Here is a 26,105-nt window from a genome sequence, read left to right as displayed (position 1 = left end):
CGCCCGCTAGGCTCGCGCGTCGTGCTCGCGGTCCTCTACGACGTCCACGGGAACCTGCCCGCGCTCGACGCGGTGCTCGCCGACGCGCGCGTCGCCGGCGCCAGCCGCTGGCTGCTCGGCGGCGACTACGCGCTCTTCGGCGCCTGGCCGGCGGAGACGATCGCGCGACTCGGCGAGCTGACCGCGGCGATCTGGATCCGCGGCAACGGCGAGCGCTGGGTCAATGCGCCGGCGGAGGCGCTGCCGCCGGCCCGTGCCGCGGCGCGCTGGTGCGCCGACCAGCTCGGCCCCGACACCGTCGCGCGGCTCGCGGCGCTGCCGGAGCAGGCGGTGCTCGACGGCGTCCGCTACTGCCACGCCTCGCCGGTCTCGGACATGATCGGCGTGCTGCCCGAGTCGCAGCCCGGCGAGGGCGCGCTGTTCATCGGCGTGCGCGAGCCGCGACTCGTCTTCGGCCACACGCACCTGCCGCTCGAGCGCGTCACCGACCAGGGTCTGGAGCTGCTGAATCCCGGCAGCGTCGGGATGCCGTTCGACCGCGATCCGCGCGCCGCCTACGCGCTCGTCGGCGACGACGGCACGGTGCAGCGACGGCGGGTCGCCTACGACCATGCCGCCTCGGCCGCCGCCGTCCGCGCCGCGCTCGGCGCCGACGGCGAGCTGGTCGCGCGGCGGATCGAGCAGGCGCGGGTCGACCCCGAGATGGGCTGAGGCCCGCCCGCCCCCGCCCCGCTCCGGCTCGGCCCCGCTCAGCGCGCGGCGGCGGCCTCCGGTGTGCCCGGCGTGCCCGGCACGACGATCCGCTCGCCGGGGCGGATGCAGCTGCGTGAGATCAGCTCGCTGACGAGCACGGCGCTGACCAGCTCGACCGCGAGCAGCGCGAGCAGCACGGTCAGCTGGACGCGGGCGGCTTCGGCCGGCGAGGCGCCGCCGAGCAGCAGGCCGACGAACGTGCCCGGCAGCGTCACGAGCCCGACGCTGCGGGTCTGGTCGATCGCCGGCACGAGCCCGGTCGCGATCGCCTGCCGCGTGAACGGCTCAAGCGCCGTGCGTGCGGCGTCGCCGAGCGCAAGCCGCGTCTCCAGCTCGTCGCCGCCGCGCTCCAGCGCCTCCAGCAGCCGCCGCCCGGTCAGCGTCGTCGCGGTCATCGCGCCCCCGATCAGGATCCCCGCGGTCGGGACGGCGGCGCGCGGCGTCCACGCGAAGGCGCCGACGGCGAGCAGGATCCCCGTCGCCGCGAGCGCGGGCAGCGCGATCGAGATCGCCGCGGCGCGCCGGGCGGACGGGACGCCGCGCAGCCGGCTGCCCGACGTCAGCGCCGCGGTCACCACCATCACCGCGACGAACGCGACCGCGAGCGCGGGGACGTGGAAGACGAGCGCGACGACCGCCCCGACCGCGGCCAGCTGGACCGCCGCACGCACGGCGGCGGTCACGAGCGGGCGCGCGAGGCCGAGCCGGTAGCGCCACGCCAGCAGGGCAGCCCCGAGCACGAACGCCGCGCCCGCGGCGACCTGGGCGACCGCCTCGCTCACGGAGCCGCCTCTGCGGCGGGACCGGTCGCTCCGGCGGCGCCCGCCTCACCCGCGTCGCCGGCCGCCCCGGCGGCAGCCGCCGCTCCCGCCGTCGCGCCCGTCGCGCCCGCCCCGGCCGCGGCCAGGATCTCGGCCGGCGCGCCCTCCACCGCGCGGCCGTCGCGCAGCGCGACGGCGCGGTCGGCGATGCGGGCGGCGAGCACGAGGTCGTGCGTCGCGACGACGACGCCGAGACCGTCGTGCGCGAGCCGTGTCAGCGTCTCGCCGACGTGCGCGGCAGCGGCGGCGTCGAGCGCCGCGGTCGGCTCGTCGAGCAGCAGCAGCTCCGGACCGCGCGTGAGCGCCCGCGCGAGCGCGACGCGCGCCCGCTCGCCGCCGGACAGCTCGCCGGCCGGCCGCGCGAGGAACGTCCCGTCGAGTCCGGCTGCGTCGAGCGCCCGCAGCAGCGCCGGCTCGGCCGCGCGCGGGTCGTCCGCGGCGAGCGCGTACGCGAGGTTGTCGCGCACCGTGCCCGGCAGCATCACCGGCAGCTGGCCGACGAGCCCGACCCGCCGCCGCAGCGCGCACGCGTCCGACGCGGCGACGTCGCCGCCATCGAGCAGCAGCACGCCGGCGTCGAGCGCCAGCAGGCCGTTGCAGCAGCGCAGCAGCGTGCTCTTGCCCGCCCCCGACGGCGCCACGACGACCGTCACCTGCCCCTTCGGCGCGTCGAAGCTGACGTCGCGCAGCACCTCACGCGCCCCGCGCGCCAGCCGCAGCCCGCGGGCGCTCAGGCCGGCCGCAAGTGGTTCGCCGTCAGTCTCCATCGGCCAACGCTAGCGCGGCGGGCCGCCGGCGTACGCGGCGCCGCTCTCCTATCCTCAAGCGCATGACCGTCGTGCGGCTCCTCCGCGTGCCGCTCCCCGTCGACTGCTCCCCCGAAGCGGCGCTGCGCGCGCTCGGCGGCGACGCCTGGCCGTTCGCGCTGACCGGTCGCTGGGCCGGCGGCGGGGCGATCGTCGGCTCCGAGCCGCTGCACGTCGCCGAGCCCGGCGAGGACCCGTTCGCGCTGCTCGATGCGCTGCCAGACGTCGCGCCAGCGGACGGCGCCGGCAAGGACGCAGCCGGCGCCGCGGATGCGGTCGGCGGCGGCTGGTTCGGCTGGCTCGGCTACGGCCTCGGCGCGCGCGTCGAGCGGCTGCCGCCGCCCCCGCCCCGGCCCGCGGCGCTGCCGCCCTTCCAGCTCGCCTACTACGACCACGTCCTCCACCTCGACGCGGCCGGCCGCTGGTGGTTCGAAGCGCTCGCCACCTCCGACCGCCGCCCCCACCTCGACGCCCGGCTCGCCCGCCTGCGTGACCTCCTCAGCCGTCCTGCCCTGGTGTCGCATAGCGACACCAACCCAGGACAACCTCCAGAGTTCAGGGTCGCGGGCGGCGGGGCCGGCGCGCATGTCGCGGCGGTGGCGGAGTGCCGCGAGCGGATCGCGGCCGGCGAGATCTTCCAGGCGAACGTCTGCCTGCGGCTGGAGAGCGCGTGGGAGGGCGACGTCGCGGAGCTGTTCGCACGCGCGAGCGCGCGCCTGCGGCCGGCGTACGGAGCGGCGTTCCCAGCGCCGTGGGGCGGCATCGCGAGCCTGTCGCCCGAGCTGTTCCTGCGCCGCCGCGGACGCGCGGTCGAGACCGCGCCGATCAAGGGGACGATCGCGCGCGCCGACGGAGCAGACGCCGCGCGCGACAGCGACGCCGCACGCGCCAGCCTCAATGCCTCCGTCAAGGACCACGCCGAGCACGTGATGATCGTCGACCTGATGCGCAACGACCTCGGCCGCGTCGGCGTCTACGGCTCGATCGAGGCCGCTCCCACGCCGGAGGCGCAGGCGCACCCGGGCGTCTGGCACCTCGTCTCGCGCGTGCAGGGGACGCTGCGGCCGGACGTCGGCGACGGCGATCTGCTGCGCGCGACGTTCCCGCCCGGTTCGGTCACCGGCGCACCGAAGGTGCAGGCGATGCACGTGATCGCGGCGCTGGAGGGCACCGGCCGCGAGGTCTACACCGGCGCGATCGGCTACGCGAGCCCGCTCGCCGGGCTGGAGCTGAACGTCGCGATCCGTACCTTCGAGGCGCGCGACGGCCGCCTCTGGCTCGGCGCGGGCGGCGGGATCGTCGCCGACTCCGACCCGGCGCGCGAGCTGGAGGAGTGCCTCGTGAAGGCGCGCCCGCTGGTCGCCGCGATCGGCGGAGCGATCGAGACGACGCCGCTCGGCGTGCTTCGCACTGCGAGTTCCACGACGGCGCCCGCCCTCGACCGCAGGCGCGCCCGTCCCGATCCGGCAGCGGGCGTCTTCGAGACGCTGCTCGTCCGCGACGGCGTCGCGCTGCACGCCGCCGAGCACGTCGCGCGGCTCGCGCACAGCGCCGAGCGGCTGTACGGGCTGCCGCTGCCCGACGACCTGGCCGAGCGCGTCACGGCCGCGAGCGAAGGCGCGGGCGGGGTCCGCCTGAGAGTCGTCGCGGTTCCGTCGCGGGGCCGCCTCGACGTCACGCTCGCGCTGGCGCCGAACCCGCGGCGCCAGCTCCCGGTCGTGCTCGCGCCGTTCACGCTGTCCGGCGGCCTCGGCGCGCACAAGTGGCTCGACCGCCAGCTGCTGGACACGCTCGCGCAGCAGGCGGGCGGGGCGACGCCGCTGCTGCTCGACGGCGACGGGTCGGTGCTCGAAGCGGCGTGGGCGAACGTCTTCGCGATCGAAGAGGAGCGGCTGCTGACGCCGCCGGCCGACGGCCGGATCCTGCCCGGCGTGACGCGCGCGCTGCTGCTGGACGCCGCCGAGGAGGCCGGCCTCACGGCGGTCGAGCAGCCGCTGCGGCTCGACGACCTCGCCGCCGCCGACGCGGTCCTGCTCAGCTCGTCCGCGGCACTCGTGGTGCCGGCGCGGCTCGCGCGCGAGCCGGGTGCCGACGAGCGCGCCGCCGGTGAACGGGGCGCCGACGAGCCGGGCACCGACGAGCGTGCCGCGCGGCTCACCCGCCGGCTGCTCCGGGCCGTGGAGGCCCGGAGCGCGCCGGTGAGCGGAGCGCGTACCGACTAGCTAGCGCGCCGTCGCGGTCAGCGACGCCGTGGCGATCAGATCGCCCGCTCTGAAAGAGCCGTCGGGAGCACCGAGGATGCCGGTGAGCGCCGAAGCGGCGGTCTGGTTGAGCTTCACGCCGGCACCCGCCAGCGAGATCGTGCGGGATCTCGAGTCGATCGATCTCGTCAGTCTGCTGATGTCGAGATCGGCGATCGCGAGGCTCGAGCCGCCGAACGTGACGGCGAGCGTCGGGCTCGTCGACAGCGTGATGATCGGCTGCGTCAGCTCGGTCGGAGCGGAGCCCGCCTTCGTCAGCGACAGGCCGCCGCTGTGGAAGATCGAGCCGGCCAGCGTCGCCGGATCGACGGTGCCTCTCGTGATCGGGAACGACAGCGTGCCGGTGGCCGCGTCGAACGTCGCGGGCGCGACGGCGCCGACCGCGACTCTGAGCTGCGTCAGCGCGCCGGCGGTCGTCGCCGTGAACGCCAGCTTCGTCGTGCCTCTCGTGAGCGCGATCTCAGCCGGCTGCGAGACGACCGACGCCGTGCCGAGCTGCAGGCCCGCCTTGATGGCGTCGATGCCGAACGCCGTGTTGATCGTCGCGGCACCGAGCTTGTTGAGCGTGAGCTTGGCGCCGGAGAGGTTCGTCGCAAAGCCGTTGCGGGCGACCTTGCCGCCCTTGACCGTCCCGATCGTCGCGGCCGCTCTGCTTCTGCCGACCTTGGCGGCGAACGTGCCCTTGGCGGTGTTGAGCGTCAGCGAGCCGAGCGTGAACTTGCCCTTGCCCATCTTCAGCGTGATGCCGCCCTTGTGGACGATCACGCCCTTCGCGGTGGCGGGATCGATCGAGCCGCCACTGATCGGGAGCACGATGCTCCCGCCTCTGCTCTTGGCGGGCTTCGCAGGGCTGACCTTGATGCCGGCCTGCTTGAAGGCGCTGGTGGCCTTCGAGCTGAGCTTCACCGAGGTCGAGCCGCCGGCGAGTCTGACGGTGGTGGCAGCACCGGCGGGTGCGGCGACGACGAGCGTCGCGAGCGCGGCCGTTGCCACCGCGAGGCGGCCGTGCCAGCCGAGCCTCGTTGTCATGGCGTGAGTCCTTTCTTGGGGGGAACTCCTCATTGCTCAAGTTACGTGCCACTTCACGCTGTTGCTCAAAGCTGGCGCGTCGGCACTCACTATGTCCGATTGCGAGCCTACGCGCCAACTCCTACCGACGCCATACCGTTGTCGGCCGCCGAAGATGCGACAGTGATGACGCCCGTGATGCGCCGAAGCAGCCAGTCTTCAATCGAGCTTCGCATCGCCGACGGCTTGCGCCGCGGGGACCCGGATGCGGTCCGCGCGCTCTACGCCGAGTACGGCCCTCCGACGCTCGCCGCCCTCTCCGCGACGCTCGGCGACCGCAGCGCCGCCGAGGACGTCTTCCAGCAGGTGCTGCTGGAAGCGTGGCTGCGCTGCGGCTCCTACGATCCGGCGCGCGCATCGCTGCGCACCTGGCTGGCGACGATCGCCCGCTCCCGCGCGATCGACCACCTGCGGCGGCGCATCCCGGAGCCCTGGGATCCGTCGGCAGCCGGGATGGACAGCATCTGCGAGCGCGAGCCCGCGGCCGACGTGGTCGACAGGATGGTCGTCGACGGGATGCTCGCGCGGCTCTCGCGGGCCGAGGCCGAGGTCGTGCGGCTGCACTTCCACATGGGCTTCAGCCAGAGCCAGATCGTCGCGCACACCGGCATACCGCTCGGGACCGTCAAGTCCCGCATCGCGAGCGCGCTACGGCGCCTGCGGGAGATGCTCGAGGAGGAGCGCGCGTCGCTGTGAGCGACGCGCACCCTCCACCGGGCAGCGCTACTGCTTGAAGTACGCGGCGTTTCTCTCGGCGTACTCGGCCCATTGGGCCGGCAGCAGATCCTCAGGGAAGATCGCGTCGACGGGACACGCCTCGACGCAGGCGTCGCAGTCGATGCACTCCTCGGGATCGATGTAGAGCATCGTCGCCTCGGCGAATCCCGGCTCGTCCTGCGTCGGATGGATGCAGTCGACCGGGCAGACCTCTGTGCAGGAGTGGTCCTTCTCGCCGATGCACGGCTCAGCGATGACGTAGGTCATGAGGCCGCTGCGAAGCGCTCGGCGACCTTGTTCCAGTCCACGACGTTCCAGACGGCCTTCAGGTACGCCGGACGGAGGTTCTGGTACTTCAGGTAGTAGGCGTGCTCCCACACGTCGATGCCGAACAGCGGCGTCTTGCCGTCGGCCAGCGGGGTGTCCTGGTTCGGCGTCGAGGTGACCTCGAGGCCGCCGTCACCCTTCACGAGCCACGCCCAGCCGGAGCCGAAACGGCCGGCGCCGGCGGCCTCCACCTTGGCCTTGAACTCGTCGAACGAGCCGAACGCGGCGTCGATCGCCGCCGCGAGGTCGCCCGTCGGGGCGCCGCCGCCGTTCGGCGAGAGGCTCTCCCACCACAGCGTGTGGTTGTAGTGACCGCCGGCGTTGTTTCTGACCGGGTTCAGCTTGTCGGCCGGGAGCTTGTCGAGGTTCTTCAGCAGCTCCTCGACGGGCTTGTCGGCCCACTCCGTACCCTCCAGCGCCTCGTTGGCTCTGGCCACGTAGGTCGCGTGGTGCTTGTCGTGATGAAACTTCTGCGTCGCCTCGTCGATGTGCGGCTCGAGCGCGTCGTACGCGTAGGGAAGAGCGGGAAGTTCGTAGGCCATGTGGGCTCCCTTCATCGGGCTCGGCGAATATGGACAGTCGCTACTGTTCAAACATACATGGAACCCGCCCTCGGACCTGTCCTCGCCGAACTTCCACCCACCCGCCGCGCGCTGCTCGTCACGCTGCGCAAGCGCGGCGAGGCGCGCGCCGAGGAGCTGGCCGAGGAGCTGGGCGTGACCGTCAGCGCCGTGCGCCAGCACCTGCAGGGCCTCGCCGCGGCCGACCTCGTCGTCCACCGCGACGAGCGCTCCGGCCCCGGCCGGCCGCGGCGCAGCTATCGCCTCGGCGGGGCGGCGGAGGCGCTCTTCCCGAAGGCGTACGGGGAGCTGACGCTGGAGCTGCTCGACATCCTCGCCGACGAGGACCCCGACGTCGTGCGGCGCGCCTTCGAGCGGCGCCGCAGCGCACGCGTCGCACGCGTGCTCGCCCGCCTGGAAGGGCTGGACTTCGGCGCACGCGTGGCGGAGATCGCGCGCGTGCTCGACGAGGACGGCTACCTCGCCGACTTCGAGCGCGCCGACGACGGCGCCTACCGGATCCGCGAGCACAACTGCGCGATCCTCGCCGTCGCCCAGCGCTACGGCCACGCGTGCACGACCGAGATCTCGTTCCTGCGCGAGGTGCTGCCCGACGCTGACGTGACGCGCGTCGCACACATCCTCAGCGGCTCGCACGCGTGCGTCTACGAGGTGCGGGAGAGAGCGCCGAGCCCCGCGGCCTGAGCGTCACGGACCAGCCGGAGATCAGTCGACGAGGTCGCGCACGACCGCGTCCGCGAGCAGCCGCCCGCGGCGCGTGAGGCGCACGCGCCCCTCCGCCAGCGCCTCCGGCTCCGCCAGCCCCTCGTCGGCGGCACGCGCGGCGGCGGCGCGGCCGTCCTCCCGCAGCAGCGCCGCGTCGAGACCTTCTGAGAGCCGCGTCTCCAGCATGATCCGCTCGAAGCGGCGCGTCTCGGCGTCGAGCTGCTCGCGGCCGGCCGCCGGCGAGCGCCGTTCGGCGAGCGCGGTCGCGTAGGCGGAGGGGTGCAGCACGTTCCACCAGCGCACGCCGCCGACGTGGCTGTGCGCGCCGGGGCCGACGCCCCACCAGTCGCCGCCGCGCCAGTAGTTGACGTTGTGCGCGCAGCGCGCCGGCTCGCTGCCGGCCCAGTTGGAGATCTCGTACCAGCGCAGGCCGGCGGCGGCGAACGCCTCGTCCGCGATCGCGTAGCGGTCGGCGAGCGCGTCCTCGTCGGGCGACGGCAGCTCGCCCCGCTGCACGCGCGCGTGCAGACGGGTGCCCGGCTCGACCGTCAGCGCGTACGCGCTGACGTGGTCGGGCGCGGCGCCGAGCGCGGTCTCGACCGAGGCGCGCCAGTCGGCGTCGCGCTCGCCGGGCGTGCCGTAGATCAGGTCGAGCGAGACGTGCTCGAAGCCGGCCGCGCGCGCCTCGGCGACGGCGGCCGCCGCACGACCTGGCGTGTGCGTGCGGTCGAGCACGTCCAGCACGTGGCCGACGGCGCTCTGCATCCCCAGCGAGATCCGCGTGAAGCCGGCGGCGCGCAGCGTCGCGAGCGTGGCGGGCGTGACCGACTCGGGGTTCGCCTCGGTCGTCACCTCCGCGCGGGGTGCGAGGCCGAACAGCAGGTCGATCGCGTCGAGGATCCCGGCGAGGTCCTCCGCCGGCAGCAGCGTCGGCGTGCCGCCGCCGAAGAAGACCGTCTCGACCAGCGGCGGCGCGGCGGTGCAGCCCCCGGAGCGGTCGCCGCCGGACAGCACGCGCCGCGCCAGCGCCAGCTCGGCGATCGCGCTCGCGGCGTAGCTGTTGCGGTTGACGCCGCCGGGCAGCTCCTCGGCGGTGTACGTGTTGAAGTCGCAGTAGCCGCAGCGCGTCGCGCAGAACGGCACGTGCACGTAGATCCCGAACGGCCGCTCCCCCAGCTCTTCGCGCGCTGCCAGCGGCAGCGCGCCGTCGGCCGGTGCGGGAGGCGCGTCGGGCAGGCGAGCGGGCATCGCGCTCAGTGTGGCAGGGACGCGGCGGCCTGCGGCCCTGCGTCCTTCGGCGCCCTCGCCGGCGCTCGTTCGCCGGCCACCTTCCGCCCGCTCAGGCGGCGACGCGCGGCACTGGCGCGGCGGCGACGACCGGGGCCGGAACCTCCCCGACGTAGCCGCGTCGCGACGCGCCGAGGGCGGCGACCAGCTCGGGCACCCCGAGGCAGGCGAGCACCGCGAGCGGGAGCGTCCAGCCGCCGCTGAGGTCGTGCAGCGCGCCGATCGCGAGCGGGCAGAGCGCCGCGAGCGTGTAGCCAGCCGACTGCGCCATCCCGGACAGCGCGGCGGTGTGGCGCGCGTCGCGCGTTCGCAGCACGAAGAGCGTCAGCACGAGCGGGAAGCCGGTGCCGGCGCCGATCCCGAGCAGCACGGCCCACAGCAGCGTCGCGGAGCCGGGCGCGAGCAGCAGGCCGATCCAGCCGGCGGCGGGGAACAGCGCCGCGGCGAGCGCGAGCGGCCGCTGATCGGCCATCCGCCCGGCGAGCGCCGCGGTCGCGAAGCCGAACGGTATGCCGAGGAACATCACCAGCGACAGCATCGCGCCGGCCGCCCCGGCGCCCATTCCCTGGTCGCGCAGGATCTCCGGCAGCCATGCCGCGGCGGTGTAGAAGATCGCCGACTGCATCCCCATGAAGACCGTCACCGACCACGCGCGACGGTCGCGCCAGAGGCTGATCCGCCCGCTGCCCGCGCCGACCTCATCGCCCGCACCACCCGCATCGCTCGCATCGCCGTCACTGTCCGTATGCGCGGGCGCGGCGGCCGCCTGCGCCGCGTCCCGGCGCTCCTCCCCGCGCCGCCGCAGCTGAGGCAGCCAGACGACCGCGGCGAGCAGCGCGGGCAGCGCCCACAGCGCCAGCGCGAGCCGCCAGTCGCCGCCGAGCCACTGCTCGATCGGCACGGTCAGGCCGGCGGCGAGCGCCGCCCCGCCGCTGAGCCCGACCGAGTAGAGGCCGGTCACCGTCGCGGCGCGGTCGCCGAAGCGGCGCTTGACGATCCCGGGCATCAGGACGTTGCCGATCGCGATCGCGCAGCCGGCGACCATCGTCCCGGCGAACAGCAGCGCGGCGGGAGGCAGCCAGCGCGCCAGCACGCCCGCGCCGATCGCCAGCAGGCAGGCGAAGACGACGTGCTCGGCACCGAACCGCTCGGCCAGCCGCGGCGCCAGCGGCGAGACGAGCCCGAGCGCCAGCAGCGGCGCGGTGCTCAGCAGCCCGATCGCGGTGCCCGAGAGGCCGAGGTCGGCTCTGAGGTCGTCGATCAGCGGCCCGACGCTCGTCAGCGCGACGCGCAGGTTGAGCGCGACGAGCACGAGCCCGACGAGCAGCAGCAGCGTGTCACGGCGCCCGCGGGCGTTCACGGGCCGGCCTCGGCCCGCAGGCCGGCGATCAGCGTGTCGAGCATCTGGACCGTCTCGGCCTGCGCGGCGTCGGCGTCGCCGGCGCGGATCGCCGCGACGAGCGCGTCGTGGAGGTGCAGCTCCTCGGGCCCCGTGACCTCGCGCGCGACGTTCGCGCCGATCGCGTCCGGCAGCGCTTGGCTGAAGTCGAGGTACAGCTCGGCGAGCATCGCGTTGCCGGCCATCGCGGCGATCGCGCGGTGCAGCGCGACGTCGCGCTCGACGAAGCGCGCGAGGTCGCCCCCGCTCCACGCCTCGGCGCGCTCGTCGCGCAGCCGCTCGAGCGCGTCGGCGTCGGCCTCCGTGCGCCGCAGCGCGGCGAGCCGCGCCGTCTCGACCTCCAGCGCGCGCCGCACCTCCAGCACCTCGATCAGCTCAGCGCGGCCGATGCGGCGCTTGACGGCGCCGGCGAGGTCGCTCGTCGCGCGGACGTAGGTTCCGTCGCCCTGGCGCGTCTCCAACAGTCCGGCGTGGACGAGCGCGCGGATCGCCTCGCGCACGCTGTTGCGGCCGATCCCGAGCTGGTCGACGAGCTCGGGCTCGGTCGGGATCTTCCCGCCGATCGGCCACGCGCCGGCGACGATCTCCGCGCGCACCGCCTCGATCGCCTGGTCGACGAGCGACGGTCCGCGGCTCAATCGTCCGGTCATGGGATGAATCTAGCACCGCCACAAACGAGCGGCTTATCACCAGCCCCGAGTGGGCCACAAACGTATGAGGTGCGAACTCGGGTCGTCACACGACCCGAGATTGCACCTGATGATGCGCCGCGCGGGCTAGAAGATGCCTGTGAGCGAGGCGCCGGCGCGGCCGGCGAGCTCGAACAGCGGCGACGGGATGATGCCGAAGAAGACGATCGCCGCGGTCGCGATCCAGGCGACGACGAGCACCTCCGGCTGCGTGCGGTCGCCCGCGACGCGCTCGTCGAGGTCGTCGGCCTCCTGCGAGCCGCCTGCCATCACCGGCGGGGCTCCTGCCGCCGCCGGGGCGGGGGTGGCCGGAGCGGGGACGGACGAGGCGGGAACCGTCTCGCCGGCGTCGCCCATCCACATCGTCGCGATCACGCGCAGGTAGTAGCCGAGCGAGATCATCGAGCCGACGACGAGCACGATGCCGAGCCAGGCGTAGCCGCCATCCACGAGCGCGTCGATCAGATAGAACTTTCCGATGAAGCCGGCGGTCGCCGGGATGCCGGCGAGGCCGAGCATCGCGAGCGTCAGCGGCCACGCGAGCAGCGGCTGCGAGCGGCCGAGGCCGGCCACCGCCGAGATGTCGTCGCCGACCGCCGTGGCGCGCTCGCGCGCGACGATCACGGCGAAGGCGGCGGCGTTCATCGCGAGGTAGACGACGAGGTAGAAGACCGTCGCCTTGACGCCCAGCTGCGTTCCGACGACGAGCCCGCAGAGCAGGTAGCCCGCCTGCGCGACGCCGGAGTAGGCGAGCATCCGCTTCAGTGACGACTGCGCCAGCGCGCCGACGTTGCCGACGATGATCGTGACCGCGGCGAGCGCGGCGACGGCCGGCGCCCAATCGAGCTGCGCGTTGACGAGCGCGACGTCGAACAGCCGCAGCAGGACGCCGAACGCGGCGACCTTCGTCGCGACCGCCATGAACGCCGTGACCGGCGTCGGCGCGCCCTCGTAGACGTCGGGCGTCCACTGGTGGAACGGCGCGACCGAGGCCTTGAAGGCGAGCCCGACGAGCGTCAGGCCGACGCCCGTGAGCAGCAGCACGTCGTCGCGGATCGCGGAGTCGGCGAGCGCTCTGTCGATGCCGACGAAGTCGGTCGAGCCGGCGGCGCCGTAGATCAGCGCGAGGCCATAGAGCAGCGTCGCGGAGCCGACCGAGCCGACGATCAGGTACTTCAGGCCCGACTCGAGCGAGCCCTCGCGCTTGAACTCCGCCGCGCAGAGGACGTAGAGCGGAATCGACAGCAGCTCGAACGCGAGGAACAGCGTCACGAGGTTCTGCGCCGCGACGAGCGCGGCCATGCCGAGCAGGGAGAGCAGCAGCAGCGCGTAGTACTCGGCGTGCCCGGCGGTCGCCGCCGCGCGCGAGCGCCACGACAGCAGCACCGCGGCGATGCCGGCACCGGCGAGGACGAAATTGAGCGTCAGCGCCAGGTCGTCGACGCGCAGCGCGCCGGAGATCACGTCGGTCGCGTCGCCGAGGCGCCAGATCGACAGGCCGATCGTCGCGAGCAGCGCGACGAGGCTCAGCAGCGGCGTCACGTGGCGCGCCGCGCGCCCGGTGAAGACGCCGGCCATCAGGACGACGACTCCGCCGGCGGCGAGCGCGATGTACGGCGACATCGCCGCCCAGTCGATGTGCGGCGCTCTCGCGGCCGCGGTCACGAGCGCGGAGGTCATGGCGTGTGCTCCTCAGACGATCTGGTGGCCGCTTCGGCGCCGGAGGCGGTCAGCTGGCCGGTCTTCTCCTGCACCTGCGCGACGCTCTCCTGCGTCCCCCGCTCGGAGCGCTTGAGCCCGAACTGCGGGTAGAGCGCGAGCGCGATGATGACGATCACCGACGGCACCAGCACGGCGAGGTCGCGGAACGTCACCTCGCGCGAGTCGGTCGACGGGTTGACGCGGTTGTGCATCGCCTTGATGAACGCCCGCAGCATGTAGACCGCGGCGAGCGCCACGCCGATCGACGCGAAGAACGCGAACGCGGGCTTCGCCTCGAAGACGCCGAGCAGGATCAGGAACTCGCCGACGAAGTTGGCCGAGCCGGGCATCGCGAGCGTCGCGAGCGAGACGATCAGGAAGAGCGTCGCGAGCACCGGCGCGCGGAACGCGATCCCGCCCATGTCCTTCATCTCCTCCGAGCCGCCGGCGCGTGCGGCCAGCAGCGCGACGATGAAGAACAGCGGCGCCGTCACGAGGCCGTGGTTGACCATCTGCAGCAGCGCGCCCTGCGCCCCGTCCTCGTTCAGCGCGAAGATCCCGAGCGTGATGAAGCCCATCTGCGCGACCGACGAGTAGGCGACGACGAGGCGCACGTTCTGCGCCGAGAACGCCATCACCGAGCCGTACAGGATCGACGCGAGCGCGATCAGCAGCAGCAGCTCCTGGAAGTGGACCGAGGCGTCCGGGAAGACCGGCAGCACGATCCGCAGGAAGCCGTACGCGGCGACCTTCGACAGCACGCCGGAGAAGACGGCGAGCGCCGGCAGCGGCATCGCCTTGTAGCCGTCGGGCAGCCAGCCGTGCAGCGGGAACGCCGGCATCTTCACGAGGAAGGCGGCGGCGAAGCAGAGGAAGATCCAGTCCTGCGAGCCGTCGGAGAGCGGCAGCTGCTGGAGCGCCGAGATCGAGAACGTCAGCTCGGTGTCGTGCTGCTGGGAGGCGAGCACGCCCGTCGCGATCGCGGCGACGAGCATCAGCAGCGAGCCGACGAGCGTGTAGATCACGAGCTTCTGCGTGCCGCGGACGCGGGTCTCGTGGTCGCCCGAGCCCCAGATCCCGGTCAGGAAGTAGAACGGGATCAGCATCAGGTCGAAGAAGGCGACGAACAGGATCAGGTCTTGCGCGACGAAGGCGCCGAGCACTGCCGTCTCGGCGACGCCGAACCAGAAGAAGAACAGCCCGGGCCGCTCCCACTCTCTGAGGCTGGCGAAGATCGCCGCGATCGCGAACAGGAACGTCGCGAGCAGCAGCAGGAGCACGTTGAGGCCGTCGACGCCGAGCTTGTAGGTGATCCCCAGCTCGGAGATCCACGCCTCGTCGGTGACGAACTGGAGGCCGTCCTGGCCGGTCTTGAAGCGGACGACGAACGAGATCGCGATGCCGAGCGTCGCGAGCGCGCCGAGGATCGAGAGCTTCGGCGCGAGCTTGCCGCCGACGATCCCGCCGAGGACGGCGACGACGAGCGGCAGCCAGATGAGGATCGAAAGGGTCATCAGCGGCGCCTCACGTGCTCGCGATCAGGAAGTACAGGACGACGGCCGCGCCGCCGAGCAGCAGCAGCGCCGCGTAGTAGCGCAGGAAGCCGGTCTGGATCGCGCGGACGGCCTGCGAGCCGGCCTTGACGATCCCGGTCGTGCCGCCGACGAAGACGCCGTCGATCACGACCCGCTCGAACGTCGTGCGGGCGAACGTGCCGGCGGCCTTCCACGGTCGCACGATCAGGAAGTCGATCAGCTCGTCGAAGTACCACTTGTTGAGCAGGAACGTGTGCAGCGCCGGGAAGCGCGCCTGCAGCGCGGCAGCGGTGCCGGGCTTGCGGACGTAGATGTAGTGCGCGACGGCGATGCCGAGCAGCGCGACGACGGTCCCGAGCGCCATGCCGAAGTAGATGAAGCCGTTGCTCGGGTGCTCGTGGAAGTACTTCGACGACTCGAACGTCGGCTCCAGGAAGGAGGAGATCACGTGCGTGACGTTCGGTATCTGGAGGACGCCGAGTATCGTCGCGCCGACCGCCAGCAGTCCCATCGCGACCTTCATCGGGATCTCGCGCTCGGCGATCACGTGCTCGGGGCCGGGGAAGCCGACCTCGGTGTCCTCGCGCTCGCCGTTGGCCGGGTTGGTCGGGTACTCGGCGTGCGCGATGTGTCCGTGTTCCAGCTCGGCCGCCTCCGGCGACGGTCTGCCGAGGAAGGCGCGGAAGATCATCCGCCACGTGTATATGCCGGTCAGGAACGCGCCGATGTAGCCGACGACGTACATCACGCTGAACCAGCCGCCGCGGTGGCCGACGAAGGCGAGGATCTCGTCCTTGGAGAAGAAGCCGGAGAACGGCGGCACGCCGGAGAGCGCGAGCCCGCCGACGACGAAGCAGCCGAACGTGAACGGCATCGATCTCTTGAAGCCGGACATCTTGTCGAGCGACTGCGCGCCCGCCATCGCGCCGATGATCGAGCCGGCCGCCATGAACAGCAGCGCCTTGAAGAAGGCGTGCGTGAGGAGGTGGAAGAGGCCCGCAGCGTAGGCGCCGGCGGAGACGCCCATGATCATGTAGCCGATCTGCGACATCGTCGAGTACGCGATCACGCGCTTGATGTCGGTCTGCGTGAGCGCGATCGTGCCCGCGATCAGCAGCGTCGCGCAGCCGACCACCGCGCCGACGTCGGCCGCCGCGGGGGCGGCCTCGAAGAGCGGGAACATGCGCGAGATCAGGTAGACGCCCGCGGTCACCATCGTCGCCGCGTGGATCAGCGAGGAGACCGGCGTCGGGCCCTCCATCGCGTCCGGCAGCCAGGTGTGGAACGGCACCTGCGCGGACTTCGCGAACGCGCCGACGAGCAGCAGCAGACAGCCCGCGACGAGCGCGCCGTTGTGCGAGTCGAACGCGCCGTTCTCGACCGCCTCGAACGTGCCGAGGAAGTCGAGCGTGCCGGTGTGGCGCAGGATGAAGAACGTGCCGAGCACGAGCCCGACGTCGCCGACGACGTTGATCACGAACGCCTTGATGCCGGCCTTGGTCGCCGTCTCGCGGCGGTACCAGAACGAGATCAGCAGGTACGACGCGGCGCCGACGAACGCCCAGCCGACGATCAGCAGCAGGAAGTTCGCCGCCAGCACCAGCACGAGCATCGAGAAGACGAAGAAGTTCAGGTACGCGAAGTAGCGCGCGTTGCCGCGGTCGCTCTTCATGTAGCTGACGGAGTAGAGGTGGATCAGCGTCGAGACGCCGGTGATCACGAGCATCATGAACACGGACAGCGGGTCGACGAGGATCGACAGTCTCGCGTCGATCGAGCCGGTGACGGCGTAGTCCCACAGCGAGGAGACGAGCTGACGGTGGTGCTCGTCGCGGTCCTGCAGCGACAGCAGCGCGCCGACGGCGGAGACGAACGCGAGCAGGATCGCGAGCGTGCCGATCGCGCCGGCCGGTCCTCTCGCGAGCCGCTTGTGGCCAAGGCCGATGATGATCGTCCCCGCCAGCGGGAAGGCGAGGACGAGCCAGCCCCAGGTCGTAGTGCTCACCCTTGCAGCTCCTTCAGCTCATCCACGTCGATCGGCAGGCGGCGGCGGAAGATCGCCACGATCATGCCGAGGCCGACTGCGACTTCACATGCGGCGACGACCATCACGATCAGCGCGAAGACCTGACCGTCGGCGTCCCCGTGCATCCGCGAGAACGTGATCAGCGCGAGGTTCGACGCGTTGAGCATCAGCTCCAGGCAGAGCAGGATCACGAGCGGGTTGCGGCGCGTCAGCACGCCGCCCGCGCCGATGCAGAAGATCAGGGCGGAGACGACCAGATACCAACCGAGGGCCATCTCTACGCCTCCTTGTGCTGCGCATTGCGAGTTCCACGGCTGGCCTCGTCGCCCGTCGCGCCAGGGGAACTCGCGGGTGGAACGGTCTCCGGCTCTGCCGCCTTCGCGGCCGGCTTGGACTCCTCGGCCGGCGCTCTCAGGTGGCCGATCGCCTCGGCCATCGTGCCGCTGAAGAGCGAGCGCGGAGTGATGTACTGGCCGGGCACGTACGGCGTGTCGTCGAGCGTGCGGCCGCCCGAGCGGCGACGCGCGAGCATGACCGCGCCGACGGCGGCGACGAGCAGCAGCAGCGACGCCAGCTCGAACGGCAGCAGGAACTTCGTCAGCAGCGCCTCGCCGATCGACTCAGGCGTGCCGAAGCCGGGGACGTACGGGGCGCCCTCGCCGTCGATCGCCTTCAGGCCGGAGCCCAGCAGCGCGATGCACAGCTCGACGAACAGCATGCCGACGAACAGCATCGCGACGTTGCGCAGTCTCGCGCCGCCCGGGCCGAGCGGCACGGTGCCGTCGCCGACGTAGGAGACGACGAAGACGTAGAGCACGGTCACGGCGCCGGCGTAGACGATCACCTGCGCGGCGGCGAGGAACTCCGCGCGCAGCAGCAGGAACAGCGCCGACAGCGACAGCAGGTGGCCGACGAGCGCGAGCACGCTGTAGAAGGGATTTCTGAGCGCGACGACGCCGATCGCCCCTGACAGGGCGCCGATCGCCGCGATGAAGAAGATGACTTCCGCCATGGCGTCCGCCTACTCGTCCTCGGTCCGCAGCGGCGTGCGCTCGAGCGGCTCGGCGAGCAGCATCTCCTTCGTGAAGATGAGGTCGTCGCGGTTGTAGTCCGACATCTCGTAGTCGTGACCCATCGTGATCGCGTCGAACGGGCACGCGACCTCGCAGTAGCCGCAGAAGATGCAGCGCGAGAGGTTGATCTCGTACACGGCGGCGTAGCGCTCGCCGGCCGAGACGCGGTGCTCGGGCGTGTTCTCGGCGGCGACCACGCGAATGCAGTCGGCCGGGCAGGCCGCGGCGCAGAGCGAGCAGCCGACGCACTTCTCCAGCTTCGAGTCCTCGAAGCGATGGAGCTTGTGGCGCCCGCGGAAGCGCGGGTAGACCGGCACCTTCTCCTCCGGGTACTCGTACACGACCGGCTTCTCGAGCATCCGCCCGAAGGTCGTCTTGAGTCCGCGCAGGGTCTCGCCGAACGCACGGTACGCGCCGCCGGCGCCGCCGGGCTCCGGCGCGCGCTGAACGGCGATGACGTCGTCGCCGGGGTTCCAGGCCATCAGTGAGTCACCACCACGATGATTGCGGTCACGAGCGCGTTGGCCGTGGCCAGGGGAAGCAGGATCTTCCAGCCCAGCGACATGAGCTGGTCGTAGCGCGGACGCGGGAAGGTCGTGCGCGCCCACACGAAGACGCAGATCACGAGCACCGTCTTGACGAGCACGACGATCGGGTCGACCCACTGCGGCGGATCGATGCCGAACGGCAGCATCCAGCCGCCGAAGAACATCGTCACCGCGATCGCGGAGGCGATCACCATGTGGAAGTACTCGGCCGCGTAGTAGGACGCGAAGCGACCGCCGCCGTACTCGGTCGAGTAGCCGCCGACCAGCTCGGCGTCGGCCTCGGAGAGGTCGAACGGCGGGCGGCCGGTCTCGGCGAACGCCGCGACGAGGAAGATGCAGAAGCCGATGAACTGCGGGATGATGTACCACATTCCGGCCTGTGCCTCGACGATGCCGGTCAGCGACAGCGTGCCGGCCGTTATCACGACGCCGATCAGCGAGAGGCCCATCGAGACCTCGTAGGAGATCAGCTGCGCGGCGGAGCGCATCGCGCCGAGGAACGAGTACTTCGAGCCGGACGCCCAGCCGCCGAGCATCAGCCCGTAGACCGACAGCGCGCTCCACGCGAAGATGTAGAGGATCCCGATCGAGACGTCTATGCCGTAGAGGCCGACCTTCGCGCCGAAGATGTCGACGGTGTCGCCGAACGGGATCGCGGCAAAGGCGGCGGCGGCGCAGACCATCGAGATCGCGGGCGCGACGGCGAACAGGAAGCCGACCGACGTTCTCGGGCGGAACTGCTGCTTGAACAGCAGCTTGCCGATGTCGGCCATCGGCTGCAGCGCGCCGAACGGGCCGACGCGGTTGGGGCCGTAGCGCATCTGCATGCGGCCCATCAGCTTGCGGTCGAGCATCAGCGCGAGCGGCACGAGCGTGAAGCCGACGAGGAAGATCACGACGGCCTTGATGATCTGGATCCACCAGGACTCGGCGAATCCGACCTCCGCGAACGGGGCCAGCGGGGCCAACACGCTGCTCATGCGGGACGGACCTCCACGAGCCGCGGCGCGTCGCCCAGCAGCTCGGTCGCGGACTGCTCGGCGGTCGCCTCACCGAGGAAGATCGTTCCGGCCGGGACGTTCCCGCGCACGAAGACGCTCGCGAGGACGCTCGCGCCGTCTGTCGAGACCGAGATGCGCTCGCCGTTCTCCAGCCCCAGCCGCTCCGCGTCGACCGGCGACAGCTCGGCCTGCTGCTTTGCGGCGAGAAACTTCAGCGCGGGCGACGCCTCGACCTCGGGCGCGGCCCAGATCGAGCGGTAGGTGCCGAGCCGCAGCGCGCCGTTCGGTCTCGGCGCCGGCAGCGGCTCGCCCGTCTCGAACGGACCGGCCGGCGCGGCCGGGGCGGCAGCGGCGGCGTCGCGATCGTGCCAGCGGACGCCGCGGCCGCCGATCTCCTCGAGCGTCAGACCGGCGTAGAACGGCACCGCCGCGACGAGCTGTCTCGTCGCGATCGGGTTCGTCAGCACGTCGAGGTCGAGGCCGAGCCGCTTGGCGACGTCGGCGAGCACCTGCCACTCGGCGCGCACGGCGCCGGGGCGGCCGATCGCGGGGCGCAGGCGCTGGACGCGACCGTCGAGGTTGACGATCGTGCCCTCCTTCTCGGCGTAGGACTCGGCCGGGAAGACGACGGTCGCGGTCTCGCGCAGCGCGTCGGTCAGCAGCGCGGCGTGCGCGACGACGACGTCTGCCTGCTCCAGCGCGCGCTGCCACAGGCGGCGGTCGGCGAAGTCGCGGACGGGGTCGGCGTGCAGCAGCCACAGCGCGGACAGCTCGCCGGCGGCGGCCGCGGTCGCGATCTCGCGCGCGGACTTGCCCTCCTTCGCGGGGGCGGCGAGCCCGGGGCCGGCGTTCGGCTGGAAGCCGATCTCGCGCAGGCCGCGGCCGTTGCCGCCGACCGGGACCTCCAGCAGGCCGGCGCCGTCGCGCTCGCCCAGTCTGAGGGCGGCGGCGACGTTCAGCAGCGCCGGCAGCGGCGCGACGCCGATCCGCTGGCTCCACAGGATCACGACGTCCTCGCCGCCGTCCTTCAGCAGCGCGGCGAGCGCGGCGAGCGCCTTCGGGTCGGCGTCGGCCGCGTCGCAGAGCGCCTCGACACCGTCGGCGCCGGTCAGCGCGGCTTCGAGCGCCGCGACGAAGGCGTGCTCGGCGCCGGGCGCGTAGCGCAGCCACAGCTTCGCGTTCTGGTCCAGCGCGCTCGGGCGGCTCGTCGCGACGGCGAGCCTGACGCCGTTGCGGCGCACGCCCTTGCGGATCCGCAGGTCGAGCGAGGCGACGTCGTCGATCGGGTCGGTCCCGAGCACGAGCACGGTGTGGGCGAACTCGAGGTCGGGGATCGTCGCCTGCAGCGCCGGCGCGGCGAGCGCCTGCTGCGTCTCCAGCGGCACCGACGCACCGGAGCGGGAGTCGAGGTGCGGCGACTTCAGGCCCTCGCGCACGATGCGCTGGAGCAGGAAGCCCTCCTCGTTGGTCGTCGTCCCGCCGGCGATCGCGCCGACCGAGGAGCCGGCGGCGGTGAGGCCGGCGGCGGCGACGTCGAGCGCGTACTCCCACGTGGCGGGCGTCAGCTCGTTCGTCTGCGGGTCGCGCACGAGCGGCTCGACGACGCGCTCGTCGCTGTGGATCGCCTGGTAGGCGAAACGGCCCTTGTCGCACAGCCAGCCGTCGTCGACGCCCTCGTTGTCGCGCGCGAGCACGCGCAGGATGCGCTCGTCGCGGACGGTGAACTCGACGTTGCACTGCGCGGGGCAGTGCGTGCAGACCGAGCCGGAGCCCTCGATGTCCCACGGGCGCGCGCGGAAGCGGTACGCCTGCGAGGTGAGCGCGCCGACCGGGCACAGCTCGATGATGTTGCCGCTGAACGGCGCGACGTACGGGTGGCCGTCGAAGGTGCCGACGAACGACGAGGCGCCGCGCTCGTTGAGGATCAGCTGGTAGTCCTCGCTGACCTCCTGCGAGAAGCGCACGCAGCGGTAGCAGAGGATGCAGCGCTCGCGGTCGATCGCGATCAGCGGCGACAGCTCCAGCGGCTTCTTGAAGTGGCGCTTGGGCTCGACCATCCGCGAGACGCCGCGGCCCCAGCCGAAGGTGATGTCCTGCAGCGGGCACTCGCCGCCCTTGTCGCAGACGGGGCAGTCGAGCGGGTGGTTGACGAGCAGGAACTCGACGACCGAGTTCTGCGCCTCTCTGACGCGGTCGGTCTGCGTGTGGACGACCATGCCGTCCTTGACCGGGGTCGAGCAGGCGGTCTGCAGCTTCGGGATGCCCTCGATCTCGACGAGGCACATGCGGCAGGCGCCGACCGGCTGGCCGAGCTTCGGCTCGTAACAGAAGACGGGGATCTCGACGTCGCCGTACTTGGCGCCGTCGACCAGCATCGCGCCCTCGGGCGCGCTGACCTCGCGGCCGTCGATCGAGAACGTGACGAATCTTCTCTCGGGGCGGGGCATCAGGCGACGGCTCCAGCGATCGCGACCGGCGATGAGGCAGGCGGCGCACCGAGGCCGGCGCGCACGCGCGCCTCCTCCATGTACTCCTCGAACTCGTCGCGGAACTTCGCGACCATCGAGGAGAGCGGCATCGCCATCGCGTCGCCGAGGACGCAGAGGCAGTTGCCCATGATCTGGTCCTGGACGGAGGCGATGATGTCGAGGTCCATCGGCGTGCCCTCGCCCTTGTCGATGCGCTCCAGCATCTTCACGGTCCAGTTCGTGCCCTCGCGGCACGGCGTGCACTTGCCGCACGACTCGTGTCTGTAGAACTTCGCCAGCTTCAGCGCGACGTCCATCACGGGGACCGAGTCGTCGACGACGATGATCGCGCCGGAGCCGAGCATCGAGCCGGCCTTCGCCATCGAGTCGAAGTCGTAGGGCAGGTCGAGGTCCTCGGGCTTGAGCACCGGCGAGGAGGAGCCGCCGGGGAACCAGAACTTGACTCTGCGGCCGGGCTCGGGACCGCCGGCGAGGCCGTAGACGATGTCGTACGACTTCATGCCGAGCTCGATCTCGTAGTTGCCCGGGCGCTGGACGTTGCCCGAGATCGAGATCAGCTTCGTGCCGGCGGAGTTCTCGACGCCGAGCTTCGCGTACTCGACGCCCGTCATCTTGATGATGTGCGGGACGGTCGCGAGCGTCTCGACGTTGTTGATCAGCGTCGGCCCCTGGTAGAGGCCCTGGTTGGCGGGAAACGGCGGCTTCAGGCGCGGGTTGCCGCGCTTGCCCTCGAGCGAGTCGAGCAGGCCGGTCTCCTCGCCGCAGATGTAGGCGCCGGCGCCGCGGTGCAGGATCAGCGACTGCGAGTGGTCGGAGCCGAGGATGTTCTCCCCGAGGTAGCCGGCCTCGCGCGCCTCGTGGAGCGCGGCCTCCAGCTTCATCGCCTGCAGCTCGTACTCGCCGCGGATGTAGATGAAGGAGCGGTTCGCGCCCGCCGCGTAGGCGGCGATGATCATGCCCTCGATCAGCATGTGCGGCGACTTCTGCATCAGCTCGCGGTCCTTGAAGGTCCCCGGCTCGGACTCGTCCGCGTTGCAGACGAGGTACTTGTCCATCGAGCCTCTCGGCAGGAAGGAGACCTTCTTGCCCATCGCGAAGCCGGCGCCGCCGCGGCCGCGCAGGCCGGAGTCGAGCAGGTTCTGGAGGACCTCCTCGGGCGTCATTCTGAGCGCCTTCTCCAGCGACTGGTAACCGCCGCGCGCCTTGTAGACCTCGATCGTGTCGAGGCCGGGCTCGTCGATGCGGTCGAACAGAATGTGCTTGCTCATGCGTCGGCGTCCTTCGCTCCTGGATCGGCGCAGGCGCGCCGGGACAGCTGCTTGGCGGGCAGGACCTCGCGGCCCTCTCTCAGGTCCGCGACGAGCTGCTCGGCGTCGGCCAGGTCGAGCGGGCCGACGAACTCGCCGTTGACCGACGCCATCGGCGCGATGTCGCAGGCGCCGAGGCACTCGAACGGACGGACGTTGAAGTCGGCGTCGTCGCCGGCCGCGTCCTGGACCGCCGCGAGCACGCTGTCGGCGCCGCGCAGCGAACACGAGATGTTCGTGCAGACGTAGACGCGGTGGCGGCCCACCGGCTTCATCTCGAACATGTCGTAGAAGGTCGCGACCGCGGTCAGGTAGCCGGGCGTGAGGCGCATGACGCAGGCGACCTGCTCGATCGCCTCCGGCGAGCACCAGCCGTGCAGGTCCTGCGCCGCGTGCAGCGCCGGGATCGCGGCCGAGCGGAAGTTCGGGTACTTCGCCATCGCGGCCTCGATCTGCGTGCGCAGCTCGGCCGGGACGGGCGTCGTAGCGGGGTCGGGGATGACCGCCGGGTCCTTGCTCAGGTCGACCGCGTCGTCCCAGCCAGGGATGCGCGAGCCGTGGCCGTACCGAGCCACGGCCGAAGACTGCTCAGCCATCAGCGGTCCACTCCTCCGAGGATCGGATCGAGCATCGCGAGCGTCGCGACGAGATCCGCGATGTAGGTGTCGCGCGTGGCCGCCGCGGTCGCCTGCAGATTCACGAACGAGGGGTCGCGCATGTGCACGCGCGCGGGCTTCGAGGAGCCGTCGGAGCGGACGAAGCAGCCCAGCTCGCCGCGCGGCGACTCGATCGGGTGGTAGACCTCGCCCGGCGGCACGCGGAAGCCCTCGGTGACGAGCTTGAAGTGGTGGATCAGCGCCTCCATCGACGTCGCCAGCTCGTGGCGCGGCGGCAGCGCGACCTTGCGGTCCTCGGTGATGAAGGGGCCCTCGGGCAGGCCGTCGATCGCCTGGTCGATGATCGCGCACGACTCGAGGATCTCGGCGTGGCGGACGCGATAGCGGTCGTAGTTGTCGCCCTCGGTCCCGACCGGGATGCGGAATCTGAAGTCGTCGTAGGAGCAGTACGGCGCGGCCTTGCGCAGGTCCCACGGGTTGCCGGTCGCGCGCAGCAGCGGACCGGTGACGCCGAGGCCCAGCAGCGTCTCCTCGTCGACGGTGCCGGTGTGGCGCATGCGCTGGAGGAAGATCTCGTTTCTGTCCAGCAGCGCCGAGTACTGCTCGGAGCGCTCGCGCATCGTCTTGGTGAATCTCTTGACGCGCTCGGTCCAGCCGCGCGGGATGTCCTCTATGACGCCGCCGACCTGGAAGTAGCGCGTGTGCATGCGCTGGCCGGACGACATCTCGAACAGGTCGAGCACCTGCTCGCGCTCGCGGAAGCAGTACCACCAGACGCCGATCGCGCCGAGGTCGATGCAGCTCGTGCCGAGCCAGACGAGGTGGGACATGATCCGGTTGAGCTCCATGTGGATCACACGGAGGTACTGCGCGCGCTTGGGGACGTCGACCTCGAGCAGCTTCTCGACCGCGCCGCAGAAGGCGTACGCGTTGAAGTAGTAGGAGAGGTAGTCCATCCGCTCGACGACGGGGATGACCTTCCAGTACGCCTTCTGCTCGGCCGTCTTCTCGATGCCGGTATGGACGTAGCCGATGATCGGCTTGACGTCGCGGACCATCTCGCCTTCGAGCGTGAGGATCAGGCGCAGCACCCCGTGCGTGGACGGGTGGTGCGGGCCCATGTTGACCGTCATCAGCTCCTGCTCGAGCCCCATGCCGGCGGGCTCGGCGGAGTACGAGATCGACTCCTCGCGTCTGCGGTAGTCGCTCAGGGCGCTCATTGCGTCCACCCCGGGATCTTGTCCTCGTTGTACGTGAAGATGACCGGCTCGCCGCCGATCGGGAAGTCGCGGCGCTGCGGATGGCCCTCGTAGTCCTCGGGCATCAGGATGCGGCGCATGTCGGGGTGGCCGTCGAAGACGACGCCGAACATGTCGAAGACCTCGCGCTCGGGGTGGTTGGCGCCCGGCCACAGGTCAACGACGGAGGGGACGTGCGCGTCGTCGAGCGGCATCCGCACCTTCACCGCGATGCGGTCGACGGTGTCCATGTCGAGCAGCTGGTAGTGCACCGACAGGCGCGGCTCCTCGGGGTAGTAGTCGACCCCGTGGAGGCTGGCGAGGAAGCGATAGCCCTTCTCGCGCAGCACGATCAGCACGTCGCGCGCACGCGCGGGCTCGACGATCAGCGTCGCCTCGCCGCGGAAGTGGAGCGTGTCGAGGACGGCGTCGGGATGCTTCTGACGCAGGTCCTGAGCGATCAGCTCCAGACCGGTCGCGTCAGGCACCTTGGGTCTCCCCGCTCTGGAAGACGTTGATCGCGTTGACGCCCGGGCGGTCCGCGGCGCCGACGACCTCCTCGGTGCCGACCGCCTCGTAGCGCTCGCGCCAGCCGGCGGGCGGGTTGCCGTGGACCTTGGAGCGGAGCTTGAGGATCGCGTGCGCGAGCGCCTCCGGCCGCGGCGGACAGCCGGGGACGTGGACGTCGATCGGCATGAACTTGTCGGCCGGGACGAGCGCGTAGTTGTTGAAGACGCCCATCGAGGAGCAGCAGGCGCCCATCGAGATCGCCCAGCGCGGCTCGAGCATCTGGTCGTAGATGCGGCGGACGATCGGCGCCATCTTGATCGAGACGCGACCGGACAGGATCAGCATGTCGGCCTGGCGCGGGGAGGCGCGGAACGCCTCGAAGCCGAAGCGGCCGATGTCCAAGCGCGCGCCCGGCAGCGACATCATCTCGATCGCGCAGCAGGCGAGGCCGAACGTCGCCGGGAACATCGAGTTGCCGCGCGCCCACGCGGTCACCTTGTCGAGCGTCGTGGTGAGGACGCGCTCCTCGACGTACTGCTCCAGCTCTCTGTCGGTCAGATCGCCGCGGAGCATGTCGCGCGCGCGCTGCTGCTGGATGCGGAATTCCTCGCCTCCGCCTTCGGCGGCGGGCTGGCCGAGCTTGGCT

24 protein-coding genes and 1 pseudogene are annotated in these 26,105 nt (G+C 71.9%); 4 read left to right on the top strand and 21 right to left on the bottom strand.

The window, feature by feature from the left end:
• Nucleotides 1-21 precede the first annotated feature (21 nt).
• Nucleotides 22-711, top strand: coding sequence for a metallophosphoesterase family protein (locus tag CWOE_RS05870; RefSeq protein WP_012932656.1), 690 nt, complete (start codon nucleotides 22-24; stop codon nucleotides 709-711).
• Between the two features lie 38 nt (nucleotides 712-749).
• Here CWOE_RS05870 and CWOE_RS05865 read toward each other — a convergent pair whose 3' ends face one another.
• On the bottom strand, nucleotides 750-1,535 hold the full coding sequence (locus tag CWOE_RS05865) for an ABC transporter permease (RefSeq protein ID WP_012932655.1): 786 nt from the start codon (nucleotides 1,533-1,535) through the stop codon (nucleotides 750-752).
• A complete protein-coding gene (locus CWOE_RS05860; RefSeq protein WP_012932654.1) occupies nucleotides 1,532-2,341 on the bottom strand; it encodes an ABC transporter ATP-binding protein in 810 nt (269 codons plus the stop codon). Before CWOE_RS05860 ends, CWOE_RS05865 begins: the two co-directional genes overlap by 4 nt.
• 62 nt (nucleotides 2,342-2,403) lie before the next feature.
• Between CWOE_RS05860 and CWOE_RS30285 the strand changes: the two genes are divergently transcribed.
• Nucleotides 2,404-4,602, top strand: a complete 2,199-nt coding sequence (locus tag CWOE_RS30285; RefSeq protein ID WP_012932653.1) for a bifunctional chorismate-binding protein/class IV aminotransferase — start codon at nucleotides 2,404-2,406, stop codon at nucleotides 4,600-4,602.
• Here CWOE_RS30285 and CWOE_RS30280 read toward each other — a convergent pair whose 3' ends face one another.
• Nucleotides 4,603-5,670 carry a hypothetical protein gene (locus CWOE_RS30280; protein WP_012932652.1) on the bottom strand — a complete coding sequence of 356 codons (1,068 nt, stop codon included), beginning with the start codon at nucleotides 5,668-5,670 and terminating at the stop codon, nucleotides 4,603-4,605.
• A gap of 225 nt (nucleotides 5,671-5,895) precedes the next feature.
• Between CWOE_RS30280 and CWOE_RS05845 the strand changes: the two genes are divergently transcribed.
• Nucleotides 5,896-6,405: an RNA polymerase sigma factor gene (locus CWOE_RS05845; RefSeq protein ID WP_041731675.1), complete on the top strand. Its 510-nt coding sequence runs from the start codon at nucleotides 5,896-5,898 to the stop codon at nucleotides 6,403-6,405.
• A 27-nt stretch (nucleotides 6,406-6,432) separates the two neighbouring features.
• Here the strand turns inward: CWOE_RS05845 and CWOE_RS05840 are convergent, their stop codons facing one another.
• Both CWOE_RS05840 and CWOE_RS05835 read right to left on the bottom strand, forming a co-directional pair.
• Nucleotides 6,433-6,693 (bottom strand): 4Fe-4S dicluster domain-containing protein, encoded by a 261-nt coding sequence (locus CWOE_RS05840; protein ID WP_012932650.1) that lies wholly within the window; start codon nucleotides 6,691-6,693, stop codon nucleotides 6,433-6,435.
• Complete coding sequence (locus CWOE_RS05835) at nucleotides 6,690-7,295, bottom strand: superoxide dismutase (protein ID WP_012932649.1); 606 nt, start codon at nucleotides 7,293-7,295, stop codon at nucleotides 6,690-6,692. The genes CWOE_RS05840 and CWOE_RS05835 overlap by 4 nt, the downstream gene beginning before the upstream one ends.
• 57 nt (nucleotides 7,296-7,352) lie before the next feature.
• Here CWOE_RS05835 and CWOE_RS05830 point away from each other — a divergent pair, with 57 nt between their 5' ends.
• Entirely contained in the window at nucleotides 7,353-8,018 is a 666-nt protein-coding gene (locus tag CWOE_RS05830) for a helix-turn-helix transcriptional regulator (RefSeq protein WP_012932648.1), read from the top strand.
• A 21-nt stretch (nucleotides 8,019-8,039) separates the two neighbouring features.
• Here the strand turns inward: CWOE_RS05830 and hemW are convergent, their stop codons facing one another.
• From hemW to CWOE_RS05750, 16 genes and pseudogenes are all read right to left on the bottom strand, one after another.
• The gene (gene hemW / locus CWOE_RS05825) at nucleotides 8,040-9,287 is read right to left on the bottom strand and encodes a radical SAM family heme chaperone HemW (protein ID WP_012932647.1); all 1,248 of its coding nucleotides are present in this window, start codon (nucleotides 9,285-9,287) and stop codon (nucleotides 8,040-8,042) included.
• 91 nt (nucleotides 9,288-9,378) lie between these two features.
• Complete coding sequence (locus CWOE_RS05820; protein ID WP_012932646.1) at nucleotides 9,379-10,686, bottom strand: CynX/NimT family MFS transporter; 1,308 nt, start codon at nucleotides 10,684-10,686, stop codon at nucleotides 9,379-9,381.
• Nucleotides 10,683-11,375 carry a FadR/GntR family transcriptional regulator gene (locus CWOE_RS05815; protein WP_012932645.1) on the bottom strand — a complete coding sequence of 231 codons (693 nt, stop codon included), beginning with the start codon at nucleotides 11,373-11,375 and terminating at the stop codon, nucleotides 10,683-10,685. Before CWOE_RS05815 ends, CWOE_RS05820 begins: the two co-directional genes overlap by 4 nt.
• 126 nt (nucleotides 11,376-11,501) lie before the next feature.
• Nucleotides 11,502-13,094: an NADH-quinone oxidoreductase subunit N gene (locus tag CWOE_RS05810; protein ID WP_012932644.1), complete on the bottom strand. Its 1,593-nt coding sequence runs from the start codon at nucleotides 13,092-13,094 to the stop codon at nucleotides 11,502-11,504.
• The gene (locus tag CWOE_RS05805) at nucleotides 13,091-14,629 is read right to left on the bottom strand and encodes a complex I subunit 4 family protein (RefSeq protein ID WP_012932643.1); all 1,539 of its coding nucleotides are present in this window, start codon (nucleotides 14,627-14,629) and stop codon (nucleotides 13,091-13,093) included. The genes CWOE_RS05810 and CWOE_RS05805 overlap by 4 nt, the downstream gene beginning before the upstream one ends.
• A 10-nt stretch (nucleotides 14,630-14,639) precedes the next feature.
• The gene (gene nuoL / locus CWOE_RS05800) at nucleotides 14,640-16,655 is read right to left on the bottom strand and encodes an NADH-quinone oxidoreductase subunit L (RefSeq protein ID WP_012932642.1); all 2,016 of its coding nucleotides are present in this window, start codon (nucleotides 16,653-16,655) and stop codon (nucleotides 14,640-14,642) included.
• Nucleotides 16,652-16,951: an NADH-quinone oxidoreductase subunit NuoK gene (gene nuoK, locus CWOE_RS05795; RefSeq protein ID WP_012932641.1), complete on the bottom strand. Its 300-nt coding sequence runs from the start codon at nucleotides 16,949-16,951 to the stop codon at nucleotides 16,652-16,654. Before nuoK ends, nuoL begins: the two co-directional genes overlap by 4 nt.
• Nucleotides 16,952-17,190: 239 nt before the next feature.
• A pseudogene (locus CWOE_RS05790) lies at nucleotides 17,191-17,688 on the bottom strand (NADH-quinone oxidoreductase subunit J family protein); the annotation flags it as partial.
• A 9-nt stretch (nucleotides 17,689-17,697) separates the two neighbouring features.
• Entirely contained in the window at nucleotides 17,698-18,231 is a 534-nt protein-coding gene (gene nuoI, locus CWOE_RS05785; RefSeq protein ID WP_012932639.1) for an NADH-quinone oxidoreductase subunit NuoI, read from the bottom strand.
• Nucleotides 18,231-19,277, bottom strand: a complete 1,047-nt coding sequence (gene nuoH / locus CWOE_RS05780; RefSeq protein ID WP_012932638.1) for an NADH-quinone oxidoreductase subunit NuoH — start codon at nucleotides 19,275-19,277, stop codon at nucleotides 18,231-18,233. Before nuoH ends, nuoI begins: the two co-directional genes overlap by 1 nt.
• Nucleotides 19,274-21,745 carry an NADH-quinone oxidoreductase subunit NuoG gene (gene nuoG, locus CWOE_RS05775; RefSeq protein WP_012932637.1) on the bottom strand — a complete coding sequence of 824 codons (2,472 nt, stop codon included), beginning with the start codon at nucleotides 21,743-21,745 and terminating at the stop codon, nucleotides 19,274-19,276. The genes nuoH and nuoG overlap by 4 nt, the downstream gene beginning before the upstream one ends.
• Entirely contained in the window at nucleotides 21,745-23,055 is a 1,311-nt protein-coding gene (gene nuoF, locus CWOE_RS05770; protein ID WP_012932636.1) for an NADH-quinone oxidoreductase subunit NuoF, read from the bottom strand. Before nuoF ends, nuoG begins: the two co-directional genes overlap by 1 nt.
• Complete coding sequence (locus CWOE_RS30275; protein WP_012932635.1) at nucleotides 23,052-23,690, bottom strand: NADH-quinone oxidoreductase subunit NuoE family protein; 639 nt, start codon at nucleotides 23,688-23,690, stop codon at nucleotides 23,052-23,054. The genes nuoF and CWOE_RS30275 overlap by 4 nt, the downstream gene beginning before the upstream one ends.
• Entirely contained in the window at nucleotides 23,690-24,931 is a 1,242-nt protein-coding gene (gene nuoD / locus CWOE_RS05760) for an NADH dehydrogenase (quinone) subunit D (RefSeq protein WP_012932634.1), read from the bottom strand. The genes CWOE_RS30275 and nuoD overlap by 1 nt, the downstream gene beginning before the upstream one ends.
• On the bottom strand, nucleotides 24,928-25,437 hold the full coding sequence (locus CWOE_RS05755; RefSeq protein ID WP_012932633.1) for an NADH-quinone oxidoreductase subunit C: 510 nt from the start codon (nucleotides 25,435-25,437) through the stop codon (nucleotides 24,928-24,930). The genes nuoD and CWOE_RS05755 overlap by 4 nt, the downstream gene beginning before the upstream one ends.
• Nucleotides 25,430-26,032 carry an NADH-quinone oxidoreductase subunit B gene (locus CWOE_RS05750; RefSeq protein WP_081425591.1) on the bottom strand — a complete coding sequence of 201 codons (603 nt, stop codon included), beginning with the start codon at nucleotides 26,030-26,032 and terminating at the stop codon, nucleotides 25,430-25,432. The genes CWOE_RS05755 and CWOE_RS05750 overlap by 8 nt, the downstream gene beginning before the upstream one ends.
• Between the last annotated feature and the right edge of the window lie 73 nt (nucleotides 26,033-26,105).

The sequence above is a fragment of the Conexibacter woesei DSM 14684 genome (assembly GCF_000025265.1).
Classification (GTDB): domain Bacteria; phylum Actinomycetota; class Thermoleophilia; order Solirubrobacterales; family Solirubrobacteraceae; genus Conexibacter; species Conexibacter woesei.
The sequence above is the reverse complement of the archived record's forward strand: the minus strand, read 5'-3'. Positions and strand labels throughout refer to the sequence as shown.

Excerpts from the sequence above, each read along its gene's own strand:
- CWOE_RS05835 (WP_012932649.1), bottom strand. The coding sequence starts at position 7,295 with ATGGCCTACGAACTTCCCGCTCTTCCCTACGCGTACGACGCGCTCGAG.
- nuoK (WP_012932641.1), bottom strand. The coding sequence starts at position 16,951 with ATGGCCCTCGGTTGGTATCTGGTCGTCTCCGCCCTGATCTTCTGCATC.
- CWOE_RS30280 (WP_012932652.1), bottom strand. The coding sequence starts at position 5,670 with ATGACAACGAGGCTCGGCTGGCACGGCCGCCTCGCGGTGGCAACGGCC.
- CWOE_RS05750 (WP_081425591.1), bottom strand. The coding sequence starts at position 26,032 with ATGCTCCGCGGCGATCTGACCGACAGAGAGCTGGAGCAGTACGTCGAG.
- nuoD (WP_012932634.1), bottom strand. The coding sequence starts at position 24,931 with ATGAGCGCCCTGAGCGACTACCGCAGACGCGAGGAGTCGATCTCGTAC.
- CWOE_RS05860 (WP_012932654.1), bottom strand. The coding sequence starts at position 2,341 with ATGGAGACTGACGGCGAACCACTTGCGGCCGGCCTGAGCGCCCGCGGG.
- CWOE_RS05830 (WP_012932648.1), top strand. The coding sequence starts at position 7,353 with ATGGAACCCGCCCTCGGACCTGTCCTCGCCGAACTTCCACCCACCCGC.
- nuoF (WP_012932636.1), bottom strand. The coding sequence starts at position 23,055 with ATGAGCAAGCACATTCTGTTCGACCGCATCGACGAGCCCGGCCTCGAC.
- nuoH (WP_012932638.1), bottom strand. The coding sequence starts at position 19,277 with ATGAGCAGCGTGTTGGCCCCGCTGGCCCCGTTCGCGGAGGTCGGATTC.
- CWOE_RS05840 (WP_012932650.1), bottom strand. The coding sequence starts at position 6,693 with ATGACCTACGTCATCGCTGAGCCGTGCATCGGCGAGAAGGACCACTCC.
- CWOE_RS30285 (WP_012932653.1), top strand. The coding sequence starts at position 2,404 with ATGACCGTCGTGCGGCTCCTCCGCGTGCCGCTCCCCGTCGACTGCTCC.
- CWOE_RS05815 (WP_012932645.1), bottom strand. The coding sequence starts at position 11,375 with ATGACCGGACGATTGAGCCGCGGACCGTCGCTCGTCGACCAGGCGATC.
- CWOE_RS30275 (WP_012932635.1), bottom strand. The coding sequence starts at position 23,690 with ATGGCTGAGCAGTCTTCGGCCGTGGCTCGGTACGGCCACGGCTCGCGC.
- nuoG (WP_012932637.1), bottom strand. The coding sequence starts at position 21,745 with ATGCCCCGCCCCGAGAGAAGATTCGTCACGTTCTCGATCGACGGCCGC.
- hemW (WP_012932647.1), bottom strand. The coding sequence starts at position 9,287 with ATGCCCGCTCGCCTGCCCGACGCGCCTCCCGCACCGGCCGACGGCGCG.
- CWOE_RS05810 (WP_012932644.1), bottom strand. The coding sequence starts at position 13,094 with ATGACCTCCGCGCTCGTGACCGCGGCCGCGAGAGCGCCGCACATCGAC.
- CWOE_RS05805 (WP_012932643.1), bottom strand. The coding sequence starts at position 14,629 with ATGACCCTTTCGATCCTCATCTGGCTGCCGCTCGTCGTCGCCGTCCTC.
- nuoI (WP_012932639.1), bottom strand. The coding sequence starts at position 18,231 with ATGGCCTGGAACCCCGGCGACGACGTCATCGCCGTTCAGCGCGCGCCG.